This is a genomic window from Gilliamella sp. Nev3-1 (assembly GCF_001690435.1).
Taxonomy (GTDB): domain Bacteria; phylum Pseudomonadota; class Gammaproteobacteria; order Enterobacterales; family Orbaceae; genus Gilliamella; species Gilliamella apicola_C.
In genome coordinates this window covers 1-18,076 of sequence record NZ_LZHN01000011.1, presented here as the reverse complement: position 1 = coordinate 18,076, position 18,076 = coordinate 1, and the positions used below count along the sequence as shown (strand labels likewise).

17 protein-coding genes and 2 tRNA genes are annotated in these 18,076 nt (G+C 33.8%); 15 read left to right on the top strand and 4 right to left on the bottom strand.

Annotated features, from left to right (window positions below; genetic code table 11):
* The 4 genes from uvrC (at window position 1) to A9G40_RS02495 (ending at window position 2,910) form a co-directional block, all read left to right on the top strand.
* On the top strand, window positions 1–1,836 hold the full coding sequence (gene uvrC, locus A9G40_RS02510) for an excinuclease ABC subunit UvrC (RefSeq protein ID WP_065581773.1): 1,836 nt from the start codon (window positions 1–3) through the stop codon (window positions 1,834–1,836).
* A gap of 107 nt (window positions 1,837–1,943) precedes the next feature.
* Window positions 1,944–2,498 (top strand): CDP-diacylglycerol--glycerol-3-phosphate 3-phosphatidyltransferase, encoded by a 555-nt coding sequence (gene pgsA, locus A9G40_RS02505; RefSeq protein ID WP_065581772.1) that lies wholly within the window; start codon window positions 1,944–1,946, stop codon window positions 2,496–2,498.
* A 236-nt stretch (window positions 2,499–2,734) separates the two neighbouring features.
* Window positions 2,735–2,822, top strand: a tRNA-Leu gene (locus A9G40_RS02500).
* A 12-nt stretch (window positions 2,823–2,834) separates the two neighbouring features.
* Window positions 2,835–2,910, top strand: a tRNA-Gly gene (locus A9G40_RS02495).
* 265 nt (window positions 2,911–3,175) lie between these two features.
* On the opposite strand, the gene A9G40_RS02490 is transcribed toward A9G40_RS02495, so the two are convergent.
* On the bottom strand, window positions 3,176–4,036 hold the full coding sequence (locus A9G40_RS02490) for a hypothetical protein (RefSeq protein WP_065581771.1): 861 nt from the start codon (window positions 4,034–4,036) through the stop codon (window positions 3,176–3,178).
* Between the two features lie 47 nt (window positions 4,037–4,083).
* Between A9G40_RS02490 and A9G40_RS02485 the strand changes: the two genes are divergently transcribed.
* Window positions 4,084–4,344 (top strand): hypothetical protein, encoded by a 261-nt coding sequence (locus tag A9G40_RS02485; protein WP_065581770.1) that lies wholly within the window; start codon window positions 4,084–4,086, stop codon window positions 4,342–4,344.
* Window positions 4,345–5,159: 815 nt separating this feature from the next.
* On the opposite strand, the gene A9G40_RS02480 is transcribed toward A9G40_RS02485, so the two are convergent.
* Window positions 5,160–6,143: an AEC family transporter gene (locus A9G40_RS02480; RefSeq protein ID WP_065580310.1), complete on the bottom strand. Its 984-nt coding sequence runs from the start codon at window positions 6,141–6,143 to the stop codon at window positions 5,160–5,162.
* A gap of 1,078 nt (window positions 6,144–7,221) precedes the next feature.
* Here A9G40_RS02480 and plsY point away from each other — a divergent pair.
* From plsY to uvrA, 9 genes are all read left to right on the top strand, one after another.
* Window positions 7,222–7,806, top strand: a complete 585-nt coding sequence (gene plsY, locus A9G40_RS02475) for a glycerol-3-phosphate 1-O-acyltransferase PlsY (RefSeq protein ID WP_065581769.1) — start codon at window positions 7,222–7,224, stop codon at window positions 7,804–7,806.
* 203 nt (window positions 7,807–8,009) lie between these two features.
* Window positions 8,010–8,615 (top strand): recombination mediator RecR, encoded by a 606-nt coding sequence (recR, locus tag A9G40_RS02470; RefSeq protein WP_065581768.1) that lies wholly within the window; start codon window positions 8,010–8,012, stop codon window positions 8,613–8,615.
* Window positions 8,616–8,738: 123 nt separating this feature from the next.
* Window positions 8,739–9,557: a pyridoxal phosphatase gene (locus A9G40_RS02465; RefSeq protein ID WP_065580303.1), complete on the top strand. Its 819-nt coding sequence runs from the start codon at window positions 8,739–8,741 to the stop codon at window positions 9,555–9,557.
* A gap of 24 nt (window positions 9,558–9,581) precedes the next feature.
* Window positions 9,582–10,289 carry a tRNA pseudouridine(65) synthase TruC gene (gene truC, locus A9G40_RS02460; RefSeq protein WP_065581767.1) on the top strand — a complete coding sequence of 236 codons (708 nt, stop codon included), beginning with the start codon at window positions 9,582–9,584 and terminating at the stop codon, window positions 10,287–10,289.
* 156 nt (window positions 10,290–10,445) lie between these two features.
* The gene (locus tag A9G40_RS02455) at window positions 10,446–10,862 is read left to right on the top strand and encodes a DUF4878 domain-containing protein (protein ID WP_065581766.1); all 417 of its coding nucleotides are present in this window, start codon (window positions 10,446–10,448) and stop codon (window positions 10,860–10,862) included.
* 115 nt (window positions 10,863–10,977) lie between these two features.
* Window positions 10,978–11,544 carry a hypothetical protein gene (locus tag A9G40_RS02450; RefSeq protein WP_141675170.1) on the top strand — a complete coding sequence of 189 codons (567 nt, stop codon included), beginning with the start codon at window positions 10,978–10,980 and terminating at the stop codon, window positions 11,542–11,544.
* Window positions 11,545–12,007: 463 nt separating this feature from the next.
* Window positions 12,008–12,487, top strand: a complete 480-nt coding sequence (locus A9G40_RS02445; protein WP_065581764.1) for a YhcH/YjgK/YiaL family protein — start codon at window positions 12,008–12,010, stop codon at window positions 12,485–12,487.
* 15 nt (window positions 12,488–12,502) lie between these two features.
* The gene (locus A9G40_RS02440) at window positions 12,503–13,441 is read left to right on the top strand and encodes a sugar kinase (RefSeq protein WP_442902702.1); all 939 of its coding nucleotides are present in this window, start codon (window positions 12,503–12,505) and stop codon (window positions 13,439–13,441) included.
* A 228-nt stretch (window positions 13,442–13,669) separates the two neighbouring features.
* The gene (gene uvrA, locus A9G40_RS02435; protein WP_141675174.1) at window positions 13,670–16,510 is read left to right on the top strand and encodes an excinuclease ABC subunit UvrA; all 2,841 of its coding nucleotides are present in this window, start codon (window positions 13,670–13,672) and stop codon (window positions 16,508–16,510) included.
* Window positions 16,511–16,574: 64 nt separating this feature from the next.
* Here uvrA and A9G40_RS02430 read toward each other — a convergent pair whose 3' ends face one another.
* Window positions 16,575–16,769, bottom strand: coding sequence for a thermostable hemolysin delta-VPH (locus A9G40_RS02430; protein WP_065581761.1), 195 nt, complete (start codon window positions 16,767–16,769; stop codon window positions 16,575–16,577).
* 329 nt (window positions 16,770–17,098) lie between these two features.
* Between A9G40_RS02430 and A9G40_RS02425 the strand changes: the two genes are divergently transcribed.
* Window positions 17,099–17,317, top strand: a complete 219-nt coding sequence (locus tag A9G40_RS02425; protein ID WP_141675169.1) for a hypothetical protein — start codon at window positions 17,099–17,101, stop codon at window positions 17,315–17,317.
* Here A9G40_RS02425 and A9G40_RS14895 read toward each other — a convergent pair.
* Window positions 17,318–18,076: phage tail fiber protein (locus A9G40_RS14895; RefSeq protein ID WP_218057918.1), on the bottom strand; the 759-nt coding region annotated here is incomplete at its 5' end. It lies immediately after the preceding gene.

Below are 18,076 nucleotides of genomic sequence, written 5' to 3'. Positions count from 1 at the left end.
ATGAACTCATTTGATTCAGCATCTTTTTTAAAAACTGTCCCACATAAACCGGGTATTTATCAGATGTTTAATGATAAACAGACGATTATTTATGTGGGAAAGGCAAAAGATCTTAATAACCGTCTAAAAAGCTATTTTAACAATAGCAAAAAAACCTTAAAGACAGATATGCTAGTTAGTCATATCCGCCATGTTGAATTCACAATTACTAATACCGAAACCGAAGCTTTATTACTTGAACAAACTTATATTAAAAAGTATCAGCCACGATACAATGTGCTTTTAAAAGACGATAAAAGCTACCCATTTATAAAATTAAGTAAAGAACAACATCCTCAACTATCGCTTTACCGAGGAGCTGTAAATCGGAAAAAAGATGAGTTCTTTGGTCCTTATCCCAGTGGCTATGCTGTTAAACAAATATTAGCCTTGTTACAAAAAACATTTCCAATAAGACAATGCCTGAATTCGACATATCGCAATCGCACCCGTCCTTGTCTACAATATCAAATTAAGCGTTGTTTAGGGCCTTGCGTACCTGGTTTAGTGAGTGATGAAGATTACCAACAGCAAGTTAACTATGTAAGGTTATTTCTGTCTGGGCAATCAGAACAAATCTTACAAAAAATCACTGAAGATATGCAAAAAGCCAGCAATGAACTTAATTTTGAAAAAGCGGCAACACTACGCGATCAACTACAAGCAATAAAACATATTAATGAAAAACAAGCAATTTATAACAATAATGATAATCTTGATGTGATTGGTTTTCATTATGAATTAGGTTTAGCGTGTATATATGTTTTATTTATTCGCAACGGGCAAACCTTTGGTCATCGATCTTACTTCCCTAAAGTGCCATCCAATACGGAATTAGAAGAAGTTATTGAAACATTTATAGGGCAATTTTATTTGCAAGGTAATCAAAACCGCAATATTCCTAAGAAAATTTTGTTGAATTATTCTTTATCTGATAAAAAACCTATAGAAGAGACACTGTCACTTATTGCTGAACACCAAGTTAAATTGGTTGATGAACCTAAAGGTGATAATCTAAAATTACTCAACATTGCAACGGTAAATGCTCAAACTGAAGTAAAAAATAAGCTATTAGCAAACTCAACCATAAAACAACGTTACGATGCATTAAAAACCTTTTTAGGGGTTGATAAAATTAACCGCATGGAATGCTTTGATATTAGCCATTTTATGGGCAAAAACACCATTGCATCTTGTGTTGTTTTTGACGATAAAGGACCAGTTAAAGCCGAATTTCGGCGCTATAATATTATAGGTATCACACCAGGTGATGATTATGCAGCAATGGAACAAGTATTAACACGCCGTTACAACAAAAAAGAGCTTCCCGACGAAAAAATCCCCGACATCATTTTTATTGATGGCGGTAAAGGACAACTTAACCAAGCGTTGCAAGTATTTGACCAATTGAATGTTAATTGGAATAAAAATCATCCTATTTTAATTGGGGTAGCAAAAGGCGCTGAGCGTAAAGAAGGATTAGAAACCCTTTTCTTTGAGGCTCATGGCACTGGGCGCTATCTGGATGATCATTCCCCTGCTCTATTACTCATTCAACAGATCAGAAATGCATCACACGATCATGCCATTGTCGGCCAACGAAAAAAAGGCATCAAACAACTTACCGATAGTGCTTTAGAACATATTGAAGGAGTTGGAGCCAAAAGGAGGCAAGCATTGCTTAAACACTTTGGTGGATTAAGAGAACTAAAAAATGCCAGCATTGATGAAATAGCGCAAGTGCAAGGAATATCTAAATCATTAGCTGAAAAAATTTATCTAAATTTAAAGCAATAACACATTGAAAAATTAACATTTTTCAGGCAACATAGTCACCAATAAAAGACTATTTTTCGCTAATTACTAATGCATTGATTAATAAAATAAAAAAGAGCTTCTATCACATGAAAATTAATTTTCCAACAGCCTTAACACTATTTAGAGTCATTTTAATTCCTTTTTTTGTGATGGCATTTTATTGGTTTCCTCATCAATGGGCTGGTTTTTTTTCTGCATTGATTTTTTTAATTGCGGCCGTAACCGATGTTTTAGACGGCTATCTTGCCCGTCGCTTAGGACAAACAACTAAATTTGGTGCTTTTTTAGATCCTGTTGCTGATAAAATTATGGTGACAATTGCTTTAGTTTTAATTACACAATATTATCAAGCATGGTGGATCTCTATTTCAGCAATTATTATCGTTTCACGCGAAATTATCATATCTGCCCTGCGAGAATGGATGGCTGAAATTGGTAAACGTAAAAGCGTAGCTGTTTCGTCAATTGGCAAAATAAAAACAATTACCCAAATGACCGCGTTAACTTGGTTACTATGGCGTCCTTGTGATATGGTCATTTATGCAGGTCTCGTTGCATTATTTATTGCAACAGCTTTAACGCTATTATCAATGTTACAATATTTATGGATAGCGCATAGTGATTTATTAGAAGAAGAATAACCGACTATTTATATTTCTAGGCAAGCACTTTTTTATACAAGTAATTTTGTTCAATCAAAACGTATAAACAAAATTACTCATCGCCTTATCAATTAACGTACAACCCCATTTTAATCATTAATTAGCTAAACATTGAGCAATTAAACAATTAATTTAAAATTTCTATTGACTGAAATCATAAGATAGGTAAAATGCACTGCATTCAAAGCGAATTACTTTTTGTAAATCAGTTTTGAGCCCGGGTGGTGAAATCGGTAGACACAAGGGATTTAAAATCCCTCGGCCTTTTTGGCCGTGCGAGTTCAAGTCTCGCCCCGGGCACCAGCCTTTACTTATGCGGGAATAGCTCAGTTGGTAGAGCACGACCTTGCCAAGGTCGGGGTCGCGAGTTCGAACCTCGTTTCCCGCTCCAATATCTTTTCTATAAAACCCTATTCACTGATACAATTGATTGAAAAAGGAAAATAAAAGTTATATTTCAGTCTACTAAATTCTGATGAAATCCACTTAAAGCGATAACTTATTAGTTCAAAATTTTTTTGAATTCTATAACTAGTCCAAAAATAATTTATTGTGATAGCCCCAGTTTAAGTGGAGTAGAAGTCATTACTTCTAACTAGCCTTACGTTGCGTTTAAACACATAAGGAGCATTTGTACGAATTGTGCTATTATTGGCTTATTGTGTCACTGTTTGAATCCATAGTTGCTTATTTTTGAAATCAATCTTCACTATATTTTTACTAAGGAAATCAAACCCGATTAATCCATCAGACTGAAATTCAGCGGGAAGAGAATCCAATATAACAGCGTCGGTATTATCATTAACAACATTATTAACTTTAAGTGATACAAATTTATAATCACTTTCATCGTCATTCTTTTTAATCGTTTTTGCTGAAAGTGATTGTTCTTTTATGACTGACATAGTGGCACCAGTATCTAAAATCATTTTATAACTCTTTATACCATCCGACATATCTATAACTAAGCCCTCACCATTGATATGAAAAGGAATTGGAATCCATTTTTTACCAAGATCCGCAGCAATATCTGTTTCATCCGATATTATTATTTTACTTTCAGGATAATTAATAGTTAAAATATAACCATCAAATAAACCCAGCCCAATAACTGGGTTTTCTATATTATTATTCTCATTATTATCATTACTACTAGAAAAACTCAGGCCCCAATTTTTATATTCTACAACTTCCACACGTTTAAAAATAAAAGAATTCAACTCTAACTCATTGATAATAAATGTTCTACTCTCTGTAATGTTACCAGATAAATCAATACTTCTCGTTTTTTGTGAATTTTCAGATTTATTCGGGATTTTATCAATTAGCTCTATTGGCAGATGTAAAGCTTCTTTGGTGCCAGTATCTAATGTCAATGCAATTTTTTCACCTTCAAGGTTTATTATTATATTGGGTAAACTATATTTTTTATCAAAAATCAGATCCCAAACTACTTCACTACCGTAGGCAAAGTTAATGATTAATAATATGATTAAAGATAGTAATTTTTTATTCATATAAATCTCTTCATTTTATAAACATTACTTTTATAAATATTAGTGAAGTGCAAGTTTTTGGGGATAGTTATTATCGCTTTAAAAAGAAGCATGAACAAGAAGAAGAGCTTGCACGCCAAGAAATCAACCGTGAAAAACTATCGGAAAAAATCAAGCAGAGCCACATATTGAACAAACTGTTGTCAATATGGCCTATAAATAACCTGCTTATGGTCAACATCAAGGATCAACCAATTTTCTATCAAAAAGACATATTGATGTCAGAAGATGGTATACATTCAGTTTGGCGACGCTGTGATTTATTTTGATAGCGAACAAGTACCGCTTTTACGCATTCTTACAGACTGAGGAAGAAATAAAGGTTATAAGGAAAGTCGTGCTTATGAACTGTATCTTAATCTAAAAGAGATTTAACACACCAAGGCCAAAGCCTACAACTCCAAACTAACGGTATTTATGAGCGATTTGATAAAATGATCAAAACCGAATGTAACGATATCTTATTTCGACGTAAGATTTACACACAATTGAGTGAAATACAAAACGTAGTTAACCAATGGCTTGAATTTTACAACCGATAAAAAGCACATTCAGGCAAGTATTGTTATGGAAAAACACCATAACAGACTTGGTTAGGTACAAAACGGTTGGTTAAGGAAAAGCAGTTAGACAATTTATTTTGAGCATCGAGCCTTGATTTTGTTAAAATAACAAACGCCTGTCAGATTAAGTCTAACCTAATAAAAACATTGAAGTTAACTGTAAATCTTATGGTTAAAAGGATAAACTACCCCCAGCACAGCGCCCTAAAATACGCCAATAAAAACTTCAATAAAATCAATGGCCTTTCTGACTGATTTTTAACAAATAAACAAAATGGCATAAGCGTGCTTTTTCCTATTTGGATATGGAAAAAATATTACTAGCAAGGCGCACAAACCAATTTAAGCTCACAATTCACATCTATAATTATAGAATTTAACGGCAGCATTAACTGTCACTAGAACCACATATTGAATAATCGATTGTTAAGTTACTTTTTGAGTATCAAATTAGATTGGGATTTTTATTGCTAATGCCCTCACCCTGTTAAAAGCAATGAGAGCATTATATTTGGCATTTATTAAGCAACGCCAGGAATGGTGAAATCCATAATGAGTAATAACGTTGGTAAAATAAAAATAGATAAAACTGTTGATACAAAGAAAATACTTGACGCTTGTTCTTGCTCAACATTCCAATTATAAGCCAAAATAACAGCTGTTGATGCCGTTGGCATTGCTAATAAAAAGACCAGTTCTTCAGCTTCCATACCGGTAATACCAAATAAGTATACAGAAATAAGCGCCACTACAGGTGTAATAAAACTTTTCAATATCACATTGATCATTAATGGTTTAGACAATGTTAATTTAACACCATGAATACCAACACCAACTGCAATAAGCGAAATAAAGTTACAAGCATTAGACATAATATCAAAGGTATTAAACACAAAATGAGGTAACCATTTTGTTCCATCGGTAACGCTCACAATTAACCCTAAAATAACAGCTAAAAACATTGGTTTCATCAGTGAGTTTTTGACTGCACTAAATATCATATCACCAGTTACCTTACCACCAGACATTTTAGTATCGCATAACTCTAACAAGAATATTGTCATTGGAATCAATGATAACGCCACAACAAAATTAGCAATCGCAACTGAAATAGTAGAAGCCGCACCTAACATCAACGTTAAGAAAGGAACCCCCATCCCCCCCATGTTTGGAAAGCAACACAACATAGTATTCATAGCCGTTGACTTTAAATCTTTATGTAATATGTATTTATTGGTTAAAAAACAAATTATCCATAAAAATGACATAGTACAGAAAAACGCAAACATCCAAATACCATTAAATATTTGCGAGGGTTTAGCATGCGAAGTATGCACAAAAAGTAACGCTGGGAAGACAAAGTTTGAGACAAGCCCTGATAATAATTTTTTAGCATCTTTTGTGAAGATTCCTTGTTGTACACATAACCAACCAAGAAAAATTAATAAAAAAACTGGAAGACACGAACTGACAACTTGCCCTACTGCAGACCAGATTAGATTCATTTTTTAAAACTCCTAAAATAATATTACTTAAAATACAAATTCGGTAATTGGCCGGTAACTTCAGATTAGATATTATATTTATAAAACCGAAGTAAAATAACTGGGTAACAAAATCAAATATTTTTTATTACCTATAAAACGGCATTTTTTCTTGAAACTGGATATTATTAATATGTTATTTCACACCGTGTATAATTGCTTAAAAACACGATTAATATGACAACCTTTAATTATATTTAAATGTAAAATATATAAACTTACAGATCATTATACTTACTCTTCTCGAACTTGTGTAAACCCCCCCTTTCGGCTAGCTGTCCTAAAAACCCATAAAACCATTACAAATAGGCCTTATATTGATAAATAATTTATATTAGTTCATTAAAAAACAAGGAATAAGCAAAAATAAAAAATGAGTGTTAAAGTATAGTAAAAATTAATATTGCGCTAAAAATTACCTAAATGCTGTTTTCTATAATGCGTTATTCGTTATAAAAAAACACACCTATCATAGTTAATAATTTGATTTAATTTATTTATATAGAATTGTTGCTGTAAAGCTTTATTGTTGATATTTATATAATGACAATGAACAAAGAAACAATATAAGGTAAATTTTGTTTCGAAAAAATCAATTAATGACTAACATAATGTAAATCATTTGTTCGCTATTGTAAAATGAGTAATGCTATTTTGCGCTAATCTTAAATCAAAAATGCCCTTGACAAACTATAAAAAACGTTTATTTATTTGCCTATATATTTACCAATTTTTGAATTAAGCTATTTACTAAACTATAAGAAGATCATTTTTTCGACGAATAAGATCACAACCTTGCTCATACAGTTTTTTGAAGCGATAATCGCTATCATAGGAATACCCCATTGCTTTATAGACATGTTAAACTGTTTTTTTATTGTTTAGCTAGCTGTAAAAGCTTTAATTTGGGGTTGATGATTTGTAGTTTAATTTGTTTCTGACTCCTGTATTTAGGTTATAAAACAACTTAAATGCTAGATTAAATAAAGACTATTATAAGAAGTAAAGGAGTTGTATTTTGATATTACAAATTATATTGATGATTATCATTGCCTATCTTGAGGGATCACTTTCTGGTGCCATGATTATCAGCCGAATCATGCATTTGCCTGATCCTTCTGAACATGGCTCACATAACCCCGGTGCGACCAATATTTTACGATTAAATGGCAAATTACCCGCTATTTTTGTTTTAATTTTTGATATGTTAAAAGGTGCTATTCCCGTTTATATAGCTTATCGGCTTGGAGTGACACCTTTCTTTTTAGGGATTATTGGTATTTTTGCTTGTTTAGGACATATCTTTCCCTGTTTTTTTCATTTTCGTGGTGGCAAAGGAGTTGCAACTGCCTTAGGTATGATGATTCCAATAGGTTTTGATTTTACAGGTTGTTTTATTCTGACTTGGCTACTGGCGCTATTCATTACTGGTTATTCATCCGTGGCTGCGATTGTTGGCTTTCTTATGGCGCCTTTTTATGTTTGGCTATTTAAACCTGAGCTCACTTTACCTGTTTCTATGCTTTCATGTTTGATTATTATTCGCCACAATAGTAACATTGCACGCCTTTTGAAAGGTGATGAATTAAAAAGTTACCATCGTACAAAAATAAAAAATGACTAAAATCTATCAATAATAAGTATAGATTTAACAATTTATTATGTAAATTGTTGTCTGCTAAGTACTATTGTGCCTACGAATTTGCCTACAATTTTTCAATTTTCATCAACATTAAATAAACCTTTAAAATAATTCTTATTTAATAGATTATTGAAAAAAGGTATTATTAACCTAATAATTTAAAACTGCGAGAAATAAATTAATTCATGCAAATAAGTCCATTACTAGAATCTCTTATGGAAGCACTGCGTTGTTTACCTGGTGTTGGTCCAAAATCGGCACAACGAATGGCCTTTCATTTATTACAACGAAATCGACAAGGTGGTATTAAATTGGCTCATGAATTGCATGAGGCAATGATAAATATAGGCCATTGTAAAGAGTGTCGAACATTCACCGAGCAAAATATTTGTTCTATTTGTAAAAATGCTCGCCGTCAAAGTAGCGGACAGCTTTGTGTGGTCGAAACACCAGCTGATATCGTTGCCATTGAACAAACTGGGCAGTATAGTGGTCGTTATTTTGTATTATTAGGTCACTTATCGCCATTAGATGGTATCGGCCCTAGCGACATTGGTCTTGATTTATTAAAAATCAAACTAGCATCAGAACCAATCAATGAAGTTATTTTAGCCACTAATCCAACCGTTGAAGGCGATGCGACAGCTAATTACATTGCGCAAATGTGCGCAGAGTTTAATGTAACAGCAACTCGAATTGCTCATGGTGTACCAGTTGGTGGTGAACTTGAAATGGTTGATGGTACAACACTTTCTCATTCATTTATTGGTCGTCAAAAAATAGAGTTTTAGTGTGACTTGATCTCGTGGTCTAGTTTATCATATAGCATATTAGTTATGTGATTAGTTAGTTATATGATTAGTTAGTTATGCGATGGTTAGCTAGACCATAATAATTACGCAAAGAGGATAAATATGAAATATAAAGCCGTTGCCTTTGATATGGATGGTACATTACTTACCAGTAATCGTTTAGTTCTGCCAGAAACAGCCAATATGATCAAAAAAATAAGCGATCAAGGTGTAAAAGTGATTTTAGTTTCAGGGCGCCATCATTCTGTAATTTACCCTTATTATTACCAACTTAACTTATCAACGCCAGCAATTTGCTGTAATGGCTCTTATCTTTACAATTTTGAAAATGAGCAATTGTTTGCGGGAAAACCAATGACAAAAGATCAAGCAAAAACATTATTGGAGTTAGTTAATCAGTATAAGATACATACTTTAATTTATACTGATCAATCGATGACTTATGAAGTTCTTGATGATCATCTTGAAAGTTTTTTTAAGTGGGTTAATACACTACCCACCTTTTTACAACCAGAAATCAAAAAAGTGAATAGCTTTGAAAAACTGATAGATGAATCTGCCTCAATTTTCAAATTTGCCACAAGTAGCCATAATATATCTGCATTGCAACAGTTTTCAAATGCAGTAGAGGCATTAGATATGTTTTCATGTGAATGGTCTTGGTCAAATAGAGCGGATGTTGCAGTGAAAGGCAATACCAAGGGCAATGGTTTAACTCATTGGGCAGAACACGAAAATATTGATCTAAGTGAAATAATTGCTTTTGGCGATAGTTATAATGACATCAGTATGCTATCTGTTGCTGGATTAGGAATTGCAATGGGGAATGCTGATGATGAAGTGAAAGCTAAAGCAAGTTATGCCATTGGCGATAATAATAGCCCAAGCATCGCAATAGAACTAGAAAAACTCTTTTTATAATTGATTAGTTAGTAATAATAAAATATGTTTGAAATTATTTACCAAGATGACAATCTAATCGCTATTAACAAGCCATCTGGTTGGCTTGTACATCGCAGTTGGCTAGATAAACATGAAACGGTTGTTGTTATGCAAACTTTGCGAGATCAGATAGGTCAACATGTGTTTCCCGTTCATCGGCTTGATCGACCAACATCAGGAGTACTATTATTTGCGCTCTCTAGTGATATAGCACGAATAATGTCTGAACAATTTGCAACGAAGCAAATTGAAAAAACTTATTATGCCATTGTGCGAGGTTACGTGGAAGGTGAAGCTATAATCGATTATCCTTTAGTTGAGGAATTAGATAAAATCGCCGATAAATTTTCTGATAAAAACAAGCCAGCACAAAATGCAGTGACTTTTTACCGAGGTATTAGCAAAATTGAAATACCCATTAAAGTGAGGAAATTTGATAGCGTAAGATACAGTTTTGTCGAATTAAAACCACAAACAGGCCGTAAACATCAATTAAGACGCCATATGAAACATATTTTTCACCCTATTTTAGGGGACAGTAAACACGGCGACCTTCATCAAAACCGAGCATTTGCTGATTATTTCGGTATTAAACGATTAATGCTTCATGCCCATACACTGAAAATCACACACCCTATTGAACAAAAGCAAATAATATTAAAAGCTGCGCTCGATCCTAATTGGCAAAATATCTTATTAAATTTCAAATAACCATTTTTGTGCTTTAATGAAATTGCTTTTTTTTTAGATAATTACATAGTATCATTTTTGGCGCTTTCCTTGGATGCCATTTTTTATTTTATCTACATTTTTTATTTATCTAAGAAAGCGCTTATAAATTTGAATAAATCTATAATAGGAATGAAAATGAAAACAATTATCAAATTTTTTAGTGTGTTTTTACTAGCCCTGATGGTGACAGCTTGTTCATCAGAAAAAACACCAGAACAAGTAGCAGAAAAATTTATCACAGCAATCTACAAAGGTGATTCAGATACCGTTATGGATCTGATCTATTTTCCTAAAGAAGATAGCAAAGATATCGATATGACAACGTTTATGAAAAGTAAAATGCAAGAAGCGCTTAAAAGAGGGAAAGCGTTTGCCGATAAACATGGTGGTTTTGATAAAGTCGAAGCAGCACCTGCAGAATATACCAATGATGAAAAAACAATGGCTAAAGTGCAAGTTAGCGCTTCTTTCAAAGATAATACTAAAAAAGATGAAAAAAACATCTCATTAATCAAAGTTGATGGTAAATGGTTAATTCGTATGAAAATATAAATTATAGCTAATGTTAATTGTTATATTAGAAATGATAAAAGGGTAAAATTTTACCCTTTTTAATTGCGAAACAATTTTGATGAAACATTACCGTTTTTTTCCTATTATTTTTCTCATGCTGATAAATTTTGCATTTGCTAATCAGCTTGCTTCTTCTTCCAATCAAACCATTGAATTGCCTTATTCTATAAAGGTAGGAGACTGGGTTTTTAGGAAAGGTATACAAACCGATAGTTTTATTGTCAATCAGTTAGGTGGCGGTGATTTCTCACATATTGGTATGATTATATCAATTCAACCAGAGATTAAAATTATCCACGCTACAACAAGTGATGATAATAATCGCCTCAATCAAGTAATTGTGTCAACCTTAAACGAATTTATTACTCCTAAATTAGCTGAAAAATATGCTATAGCAAGACCTAATTTTTTGTCTGATGTGCAGCGATCGCAAATTGTCAATGACCTTTTAATCAAACAAGGTGAAGCTTTTATATTAGCACCAAGAGAACAACCCCATCTTTATTGCACAACATTACTTTTTGATTCTATTATTAAATTCCAACCTGATTTTAATGTTGAATGGAAGTATACTCATTTTCCAACATTAAGTGGTTTTTATCTCTTTCCCCAAGCATTTGCAAATTATCCCAATATTACTTGGATCTATAAATATCCATAAAACGCATGGTGGTTTATGGCTCTCTGCGCCAGAGTTTGCGCATTTACCCGTTAAAAGCGGCAAGAAATACTATCGCCACACTCTACAATAAACTAGTTCGTTATTATCTTTTCCAATTTAGAATTGGCGTAACCCATTTTTCAATGGTTAAACAACTAATGTTAACACGTTGATAATGGTGGTGATTTTCTTTATGGTGTAGCCGCTATATTTCTTGACCGCAATAAAGTATTCGTTTTGTTTTTTGTAGATTACTCTACATTAGTATCTCATATAACCGTAAACAAGTGATGGCTAAACTATAAAAGGCTATAAAAACTTATTAGCAATATGATCTACAAAAACAGGCGACTTAAGTATATACTCTTTATTAATTTAATTAGCTTTATCATAGTGTAAGTTAGTTGCAATTAATGCCATTATCAGTATTAATCTTCATCAATATTTTTAAGGATCATTTAGCATGATTATAGGTAATATCAATCATTTAAGGTTAGTCCCTTACCTTCCAGAAAAAATAAAACAGTCAATTGAATATATTAAAGATAACGTGAATAGGAATACTCCTATAGGGCGTTATGATATTGATGGCGATAAAATGTTTTTTATGGTATCGGATAATTCTCCACGTCACATCAACGAGGCTAATCCAGAATATCATGAAAAATATATTGACGTTCAGATTGTTTTAGAAGGGCAAGAAGGAATGGCAGTGTGCACGTTACCGCCTCACACAACAATTTTGGATGATAAATTAACAGAAAATGATATTGCTTTCATTGAAACACCGAGAGAAGAAACCATATTAGTTTTACAACCAAACGATTTTATTGTATTTTTTCCTCATGAAGTGCATAAACCACTTTGCGCAATTGATGGCAAAATGGTGGCTGTTCGTAAAGTTGTGGTAAAAATTGCATTTGATTATTTAAATTTAGAATAAGGATCTTAGGTAAATATTATGGCAACAAAAATTGCGGTTATTGGCGAATGCATGATCGAACTTTCAATGAGACAAGATTCGACTACACGAGGCTTTGGTGGTGATACACTTAATACATCTGTTTATTTGTCACGTTTATTAAAAGATAATGTTTTTTCAATTTATTATGTCACAGCGCTTGGCACTGATCCTTTTAGTCAAGAGATGTTAAATTGTTGGCAAAAAGAAAATATTCAAACGGAATTAGTACAAAAAATGCCTAACAAACTGCCTGGGCTTTATTCTATTGTTACTGATGAACAGGGCGAAAGATCATTTTATTACTGGCGCAATGATGCTGCCGCTAAATTTTGGTTAAAATCATCTAAGGCAGATAAAATCATTCAACAAATTGCTCTGTGTGATTATGTCTATTTGAGTGGTATTAGTATTGCCATTTTAGATGCTGAAAGTATTGTTAAATTATTAGCACTTTTAAAACGTGTTAAATCTCATGGCGGTAAAGTCATCTTTGATAATAATTTCCGTCCACATTTATGGAGTAGCCTTGAATTAGCTCGTAGTGTTTATGCCGATATTTTATCCTATACAGATATTGCATTTTTAACGTTAGATGATGAAGATTTGTTATGGGGCAAGTTGCCTTATGAGCAAGTCATTGAACGTACAAAGCAGTTTGGCGTTACTGAAATTGTAATCAAACGTGGCAGTGATAGTTGTATTATTGATTCTGCTGAAGGTCGTTTCGAAGTTCCAGCTAATAAAATAGCAAAGGAAAATGTAATTGATACCACAGCAGCTGGTGATTCGTTTAGTGCTGGTTATCTTGCTGCCCGTTTAAACGGAAAGAATCCAACACAATCAGCATTGCAAGGTCATTTAGTTGCTGGTACAGTTATACAATATCGAGGGGCAATTATTCCCGTTGATGCCACACCTAAATTAATCAATTAAATTTGCAAAAAAGCGGTCATTAATGACCGTTTTTATTCATGTTATAACAAATAAGTGCAACAAATATTTTATTAAAATTTTCAGAAAAATTAGTGTTTGAGTATAAAAACACTTAATTAATGCATTTCTCTATATAGTAGTATATTTAATTAAATGCCACTGGTATAATATACAGTTGGTTTTCTATTCATTTAGTTTAAAAACACATATAAGAAGAGATCTATGTCAATCAAAGATATCGATATTCGTGGTGCGCGAACGCATAATTTAAAAAACATTAATGTAACCATTCCAAGAGATAAGCTAGTTGTAATTACTGGTCTTTCGGGATCGGGCAAATCTTCGTTAGCATTTGATACTCTATATGCGGAAGGTCAACGACGTTATGTTGAATCTTTATCGGCATATGCTCGTCAGTTTTTGTCACTAATGGAAAAACCTGATGTAGATCATATTGAAGGCTTATCCCCTGCTATTTCAATAGAACAAAAATCAACTTCGCATAATCCCCGTTCGACAGTTGGAACTATCACTGAAATTTATGATTATTTACGATTGCTTTTTGCCAGAATTGGGGAGCCTCGTTGTCCAAATCATCACTTGCCATTAGCGGCTCAAACAGTATCACAGATGGTTGATAGTATTATGGCGTTGCCTGCTGAAAATCGTTATATGTTACTTGCACCCGTTGTCACAGAGCGCAAAGGTGAGTTTGTTAAATTATTTGAACAACTTGCTGCCAGTGGATATATTCGAGTAAGAGTAGATGGTGATGTCTATGATCTTTCAGATCCCCCTTTACTTGAATTACAAAAGAAACATACCATTGAGGTTGTGGTAGATCGTTTTCGTATTCGTGATGATTTAAAACCTCGCCTTGCTGAGTCAATTGAGACAGTGCTTTCAATCACTAATGGCATTGTTAAAGTAGCAAATTTGGATGATCCGCAAGCCCAAGAACATTTGTTCTCGGCTAATTTTGCTTGCCCTATTTGCGGTTATAGTATTTCGGAGCTAGAGCCACGATTATTTTCATTTAATAACCCCGCGGGTGCATGTCCTGAGTGTGATGGATTGGGTGTGCAACAATATTTTGATTCAAAACGGATTGTGCAGATGCCAGAAGTTTCATTAGCGGCTGGTGCAATTAAAGGTTGGGATCGTCGCAACTTTTATTATTTTCAGATGCTAAAATCATTAGCTGAGCATTATAATTTTGATATTGATAAACCATATGAAAAGCTACCACAAAAAATAAAAGATATCTTATTGAATGGCTCAGGTAGCACTGAAATCCAATTTGTGTATACAAATGACCGTGGTGATGTGGTTAAGCGTAAACACCCGTTTGAAGGTATTCTTAATAATTTGGCACGTCGCTATAAAGAAACAGAATCGCAAACTATCCGCGAAGAGCTAGCAAAATATATTAGTCATCGACCTTGCCCTTGCTGTGATGGTTCAAGATTATGTACAGCAGCAAGAAATGTTTTTATAAATGATACTAATTTACCGACAATTAGCGATTTAAGTACGCAACAAGCTAAAAACTTTTTTGATAAATTGTCATTGACTGGGCAACGAGCACAAATAGCCGAGAAAATATTAAAAGAGATCAACGATCGTTTACAATTCCTGATTAATGTTGGCCTCAACTATTTAACGCTTTCACGTTCAGCAGAAACTTTATCAGGTGGTGAAGCCCAACGTATTCGATTGGCTAGTCAAATTGGAGCTGGGCTTGTTGGGGTGATGTATGTACTTGATGAGCCATCTATCGGTTTGCATCAACGCGATAATACCCGCTTGATTGACACATTAACGCATTTACGTGATTTAGGTAATACGGTTATTGTGGTTGAGCATGATGAAGAAGCTATTATGGCTGCTGATTATGTCATTGATATTGGACCTGGTGCTGGTGTACATGGCGGTGAAGTTGTAGCACAAGGTACGCCAAAACAAATTATGGCATGTAAAACCTCTTTAACAGGACAATATTTATCTGGAAAAGAACAAATTGAAATTCCAGCTGATCGCACTAAAGTTGATAAGAAAAAAATGTTATCGCTTATTGGTGCAACGGGAAATAATCTCAAAGATGTTACATTAAATATTCCTGTTGGATTATTTACCTGTATTACTGGGGTATCAGGATCGGGAAAATCAACTTTAATTAATGACACCTTATATCCATTAGCTCAAAATGAACTTAATGGTGCAGAAAAAAGCGATATAGCACCGTATAAAGCGATTAAAGGGCTTGATTATTTTGATAAAGTCATTGCCATTGATCAAAGCCCAATTGGTCGTACACCTCGTTCTAATCCTGCAACATATACTGGATTTTTTACATCGATCCGTGAACTTTATGCTGGTGTACCAGAATCGCGTGCTAGGGGCTATACACCTGGTCGATTTAGCTTTAATGTTAAAGGTGGACGTTGTGAGGCTTGTCAAGGTGATGGATTAATTAAAGTTGAAATGCACTTTTTACCCGATATTTATGTGCCTTGTGATCAGTGTCATGGTGCCCGTTATAATCGTGAAACCTTAGAAATCAAATATAAAGGTAAGTCGATTAACGAAATTTTAAATATGACCGTCGAAGAAGGTCGTGAATTTTTTGATGCAGTACCGATGGTATCACGCAAGCTACAAACATTGATTGATGTTGGATTGTCTTATATTACTATTGGGCAATCAGCGACCACATTATCGGGCGGTGAAGCACAACGTGTAAAGCTTGCAAAAGAGTTATCTAAACGAGATACAGGTCGAACTTTATATATATTAGACGAGCCAACAACTGGTTTACATTTTGCTGATGTGAAGCAATTGCTAGCACAATTACATTCATTGCGAGATAAAGGAAATACCATTGTTGTTATCGAGCATAACTTGGATGTGGTTAAAACTGCTGATTGGATTGTTGATTTGGGTCCTGAAGGAGGTAATGGTGGCGGTGAAATTATCGCTGAAGGCACACCAGAAGAAGTGGCAAAATCTAAACAGTCCTATACGGGAAAATATTTAAAACCATTGTTAGAAAAACAAAAAGTCAAATAGCCAAGTGCTATTACTTCTACTCAAAACATATAAGATGGGCGAAATATAACGCCCATTCTTTGCATTATTCAAATGAAGAGTTCAACAATGGCAAATATTCATCCCACCGATATTCTCTAATCGGCATAGGATTAGCATTTTTTAAATATAAAACTAACGCAGGTTTAATACCATTCCAATCATCAACAAATTCATACCTAACAAGATCGCCATTCTTGATTAACTTCTTCGCTTTCGCATGATAATTAAAGTAGCTCATAGTTAATATTGATAATATTATGATCGCCAAATTGAAAAATAAATGAAACCCAATAAAATAGAAAAATGATTAATTTAAATGGAGGCGCGTCCCGGAGTCGAACCGAGGTAGACGGATTTGCAATCCGAAAATATATTTTTATAAATCAATCACTTATAAAAATAACTTAGAATATACAGTACTTTTTATCGAGTTTTTCATCGTTAAATATCAATAAGTTATTCAATTATATTCTCACATATTCTAACACTTTTTGCGACCATTTTCTCAAAAGTTCACATCAAAAAGTATTTATCTATAATAAATAAAACTCATCAATTTTTCACAGTATGATAACAATAAACTACACGCTACCAATTTACATACGCATGACGCCCGACGATTACGATTATGAGATCGTCGGCGAGTGCTACATTATCAACAGCTATGACGATCACAATTATGTGTTCTATCAAACACCAAAAACATTATTTGATATAGCTGATTTTGTGATGCTAGATGACGCTGTTGAGTATTGTAAGTTGAAGATTGATAGTGTGTTTTGTTAGTTAGTTTTCATCATTGTTAATAATGACTGGATTTAGTGTGCTCGGTATCGGCTCTTCATTCTCAATTACCTCAACAACTGGCATTTCTAATCGAATGTCTATCCAGCGTCCCTCAGTTATGTCAATTGGCTCACCAGCAACGATTTGACAGCTCTCAAAATCGAATTTTCGTGTGTATGTTTTAACTGTGATGATGTTGTTTTCATCAGTTGAGTACTCAGCAAAAAATTTTTTATTGCCGTTAGCGTCCTCGGGTAGCGTTATATACCACCCCTCTTTTGCAAAACCTAAACTACCGCTGATTTCGTAATGACCAATATCAATTCGTTTAGCTGTCACGCCAGCGGCCAAATCATTCACTAAACTACAGCCCGATTTTTTAAAATCATCAACATCATCAATATTTTCAGTCGCAAACAACCGCAAAATTGGCGACGCTTTTTTCAGAAAACCATTGCTATCTACAGTTGAATTCGCTGTTGTGATCGCTTCGTACCATTTCTGTTTGCCATCTCGCGTATCGCAACGATAATAGATTTTCGGCGTTTTACTACTAACTACTGATAACTGCTCAACTTTCCACGATTTGCTATTGCTCGGATACGTTAATAGTGTCGCTGCACTATCGCCCGCAAATTGCAAATCAGAGAAATCAGATGTGCTACATTGATAAAAACCGCCTGCAAGATGACCATCAAAATTTTCAGCTATCGCACCAACAACAGCCCCAACACCATAATCACCACTTTTTAACACAGA

Coding starts and splice junctions, on each gene's coding strand:
- uvrC (WP_065581773.1), top strand. CDS start 1: ATGAACTCATTTGATTCAGCATCTTTTTTAAAAACTGTCCCACATAAA.
- pgsA (WP_065581772.1), top strand. CDS start 1,944: ATGAAAATTAATTTTCCAACAGCCTTAACACTATTTAGAGTCATTTTA.
- A9G40_RS02490 (WP_065581771.1), bottom strand. CDS start 4,036: ATGAATAAAAAATTACTATCTTTAATCATATTATTAATCATTAACTTT.
- A9G40_RS02480 (WP_065580310.1), bottom strand. CDS start 6,143: ATGAATCTAATCTGGTCTGCAGTAGGGCAAGTTGTCAGTTCGTGTCTT.
- plsY (WP_065581769.1), top strand. CDS start 7,222: ATGATTATCATTGCCTATCTTGAGGGATCACTTTCTGGTGCCATGATT.
- recR (WP_065581768.1), top strand. CDS start 8,010: ATGCAAATAAGTCCATTACTAGAATCTCTTATGGAAGCACTGCGTTGT.
- A9G40_RS02465 (WP_065580303.1), top strand. CDS start 8,739: ATGAAATATAAAGCCGTTGCCTTTGATATGGATGGTACATTACTTACC.
- truC (WP_065581767.1), top strand. CDS start 9,582: ATGTTTGAAATTATTTACCAAGATGACAATCTAATCGCTATTAACAAG.
- A9G40_RS02455 (WP_065581766.1), top strand. CDS start 10,446: ATGAAAACAATTATCAAATTTTTTAGTGTGTTTTTACTAGCCCTGATG.
- A9G40_RS02450 (WP_141675170.1), top strand. CDS start 10,978: ATGCTGATAAATTTTGCATTTGCTAATCAGCTTGCTTCTTCTTCCAAT.
- A9G40_RS02445 (WP_065581764.1), top strand. CDS start 12,008: ATGATTATAGGTAATATCAATCATTTAAGGTTAGTCCCTTACCTTCCA.
- A9G40_RS02430 (WP_065581761.1), bottom strand. CDS start 16,769: ATGAGCTACTTTAATTATCATGCGAAAGCGAAGAAGTTAATCAAGAAT.
- A9G40_RS02425 (WP_141675169.1), top strand. CDS start 17,099: ATGATAACAATAAACTACACGCTACCAATTTACATACGCATGACGCCC.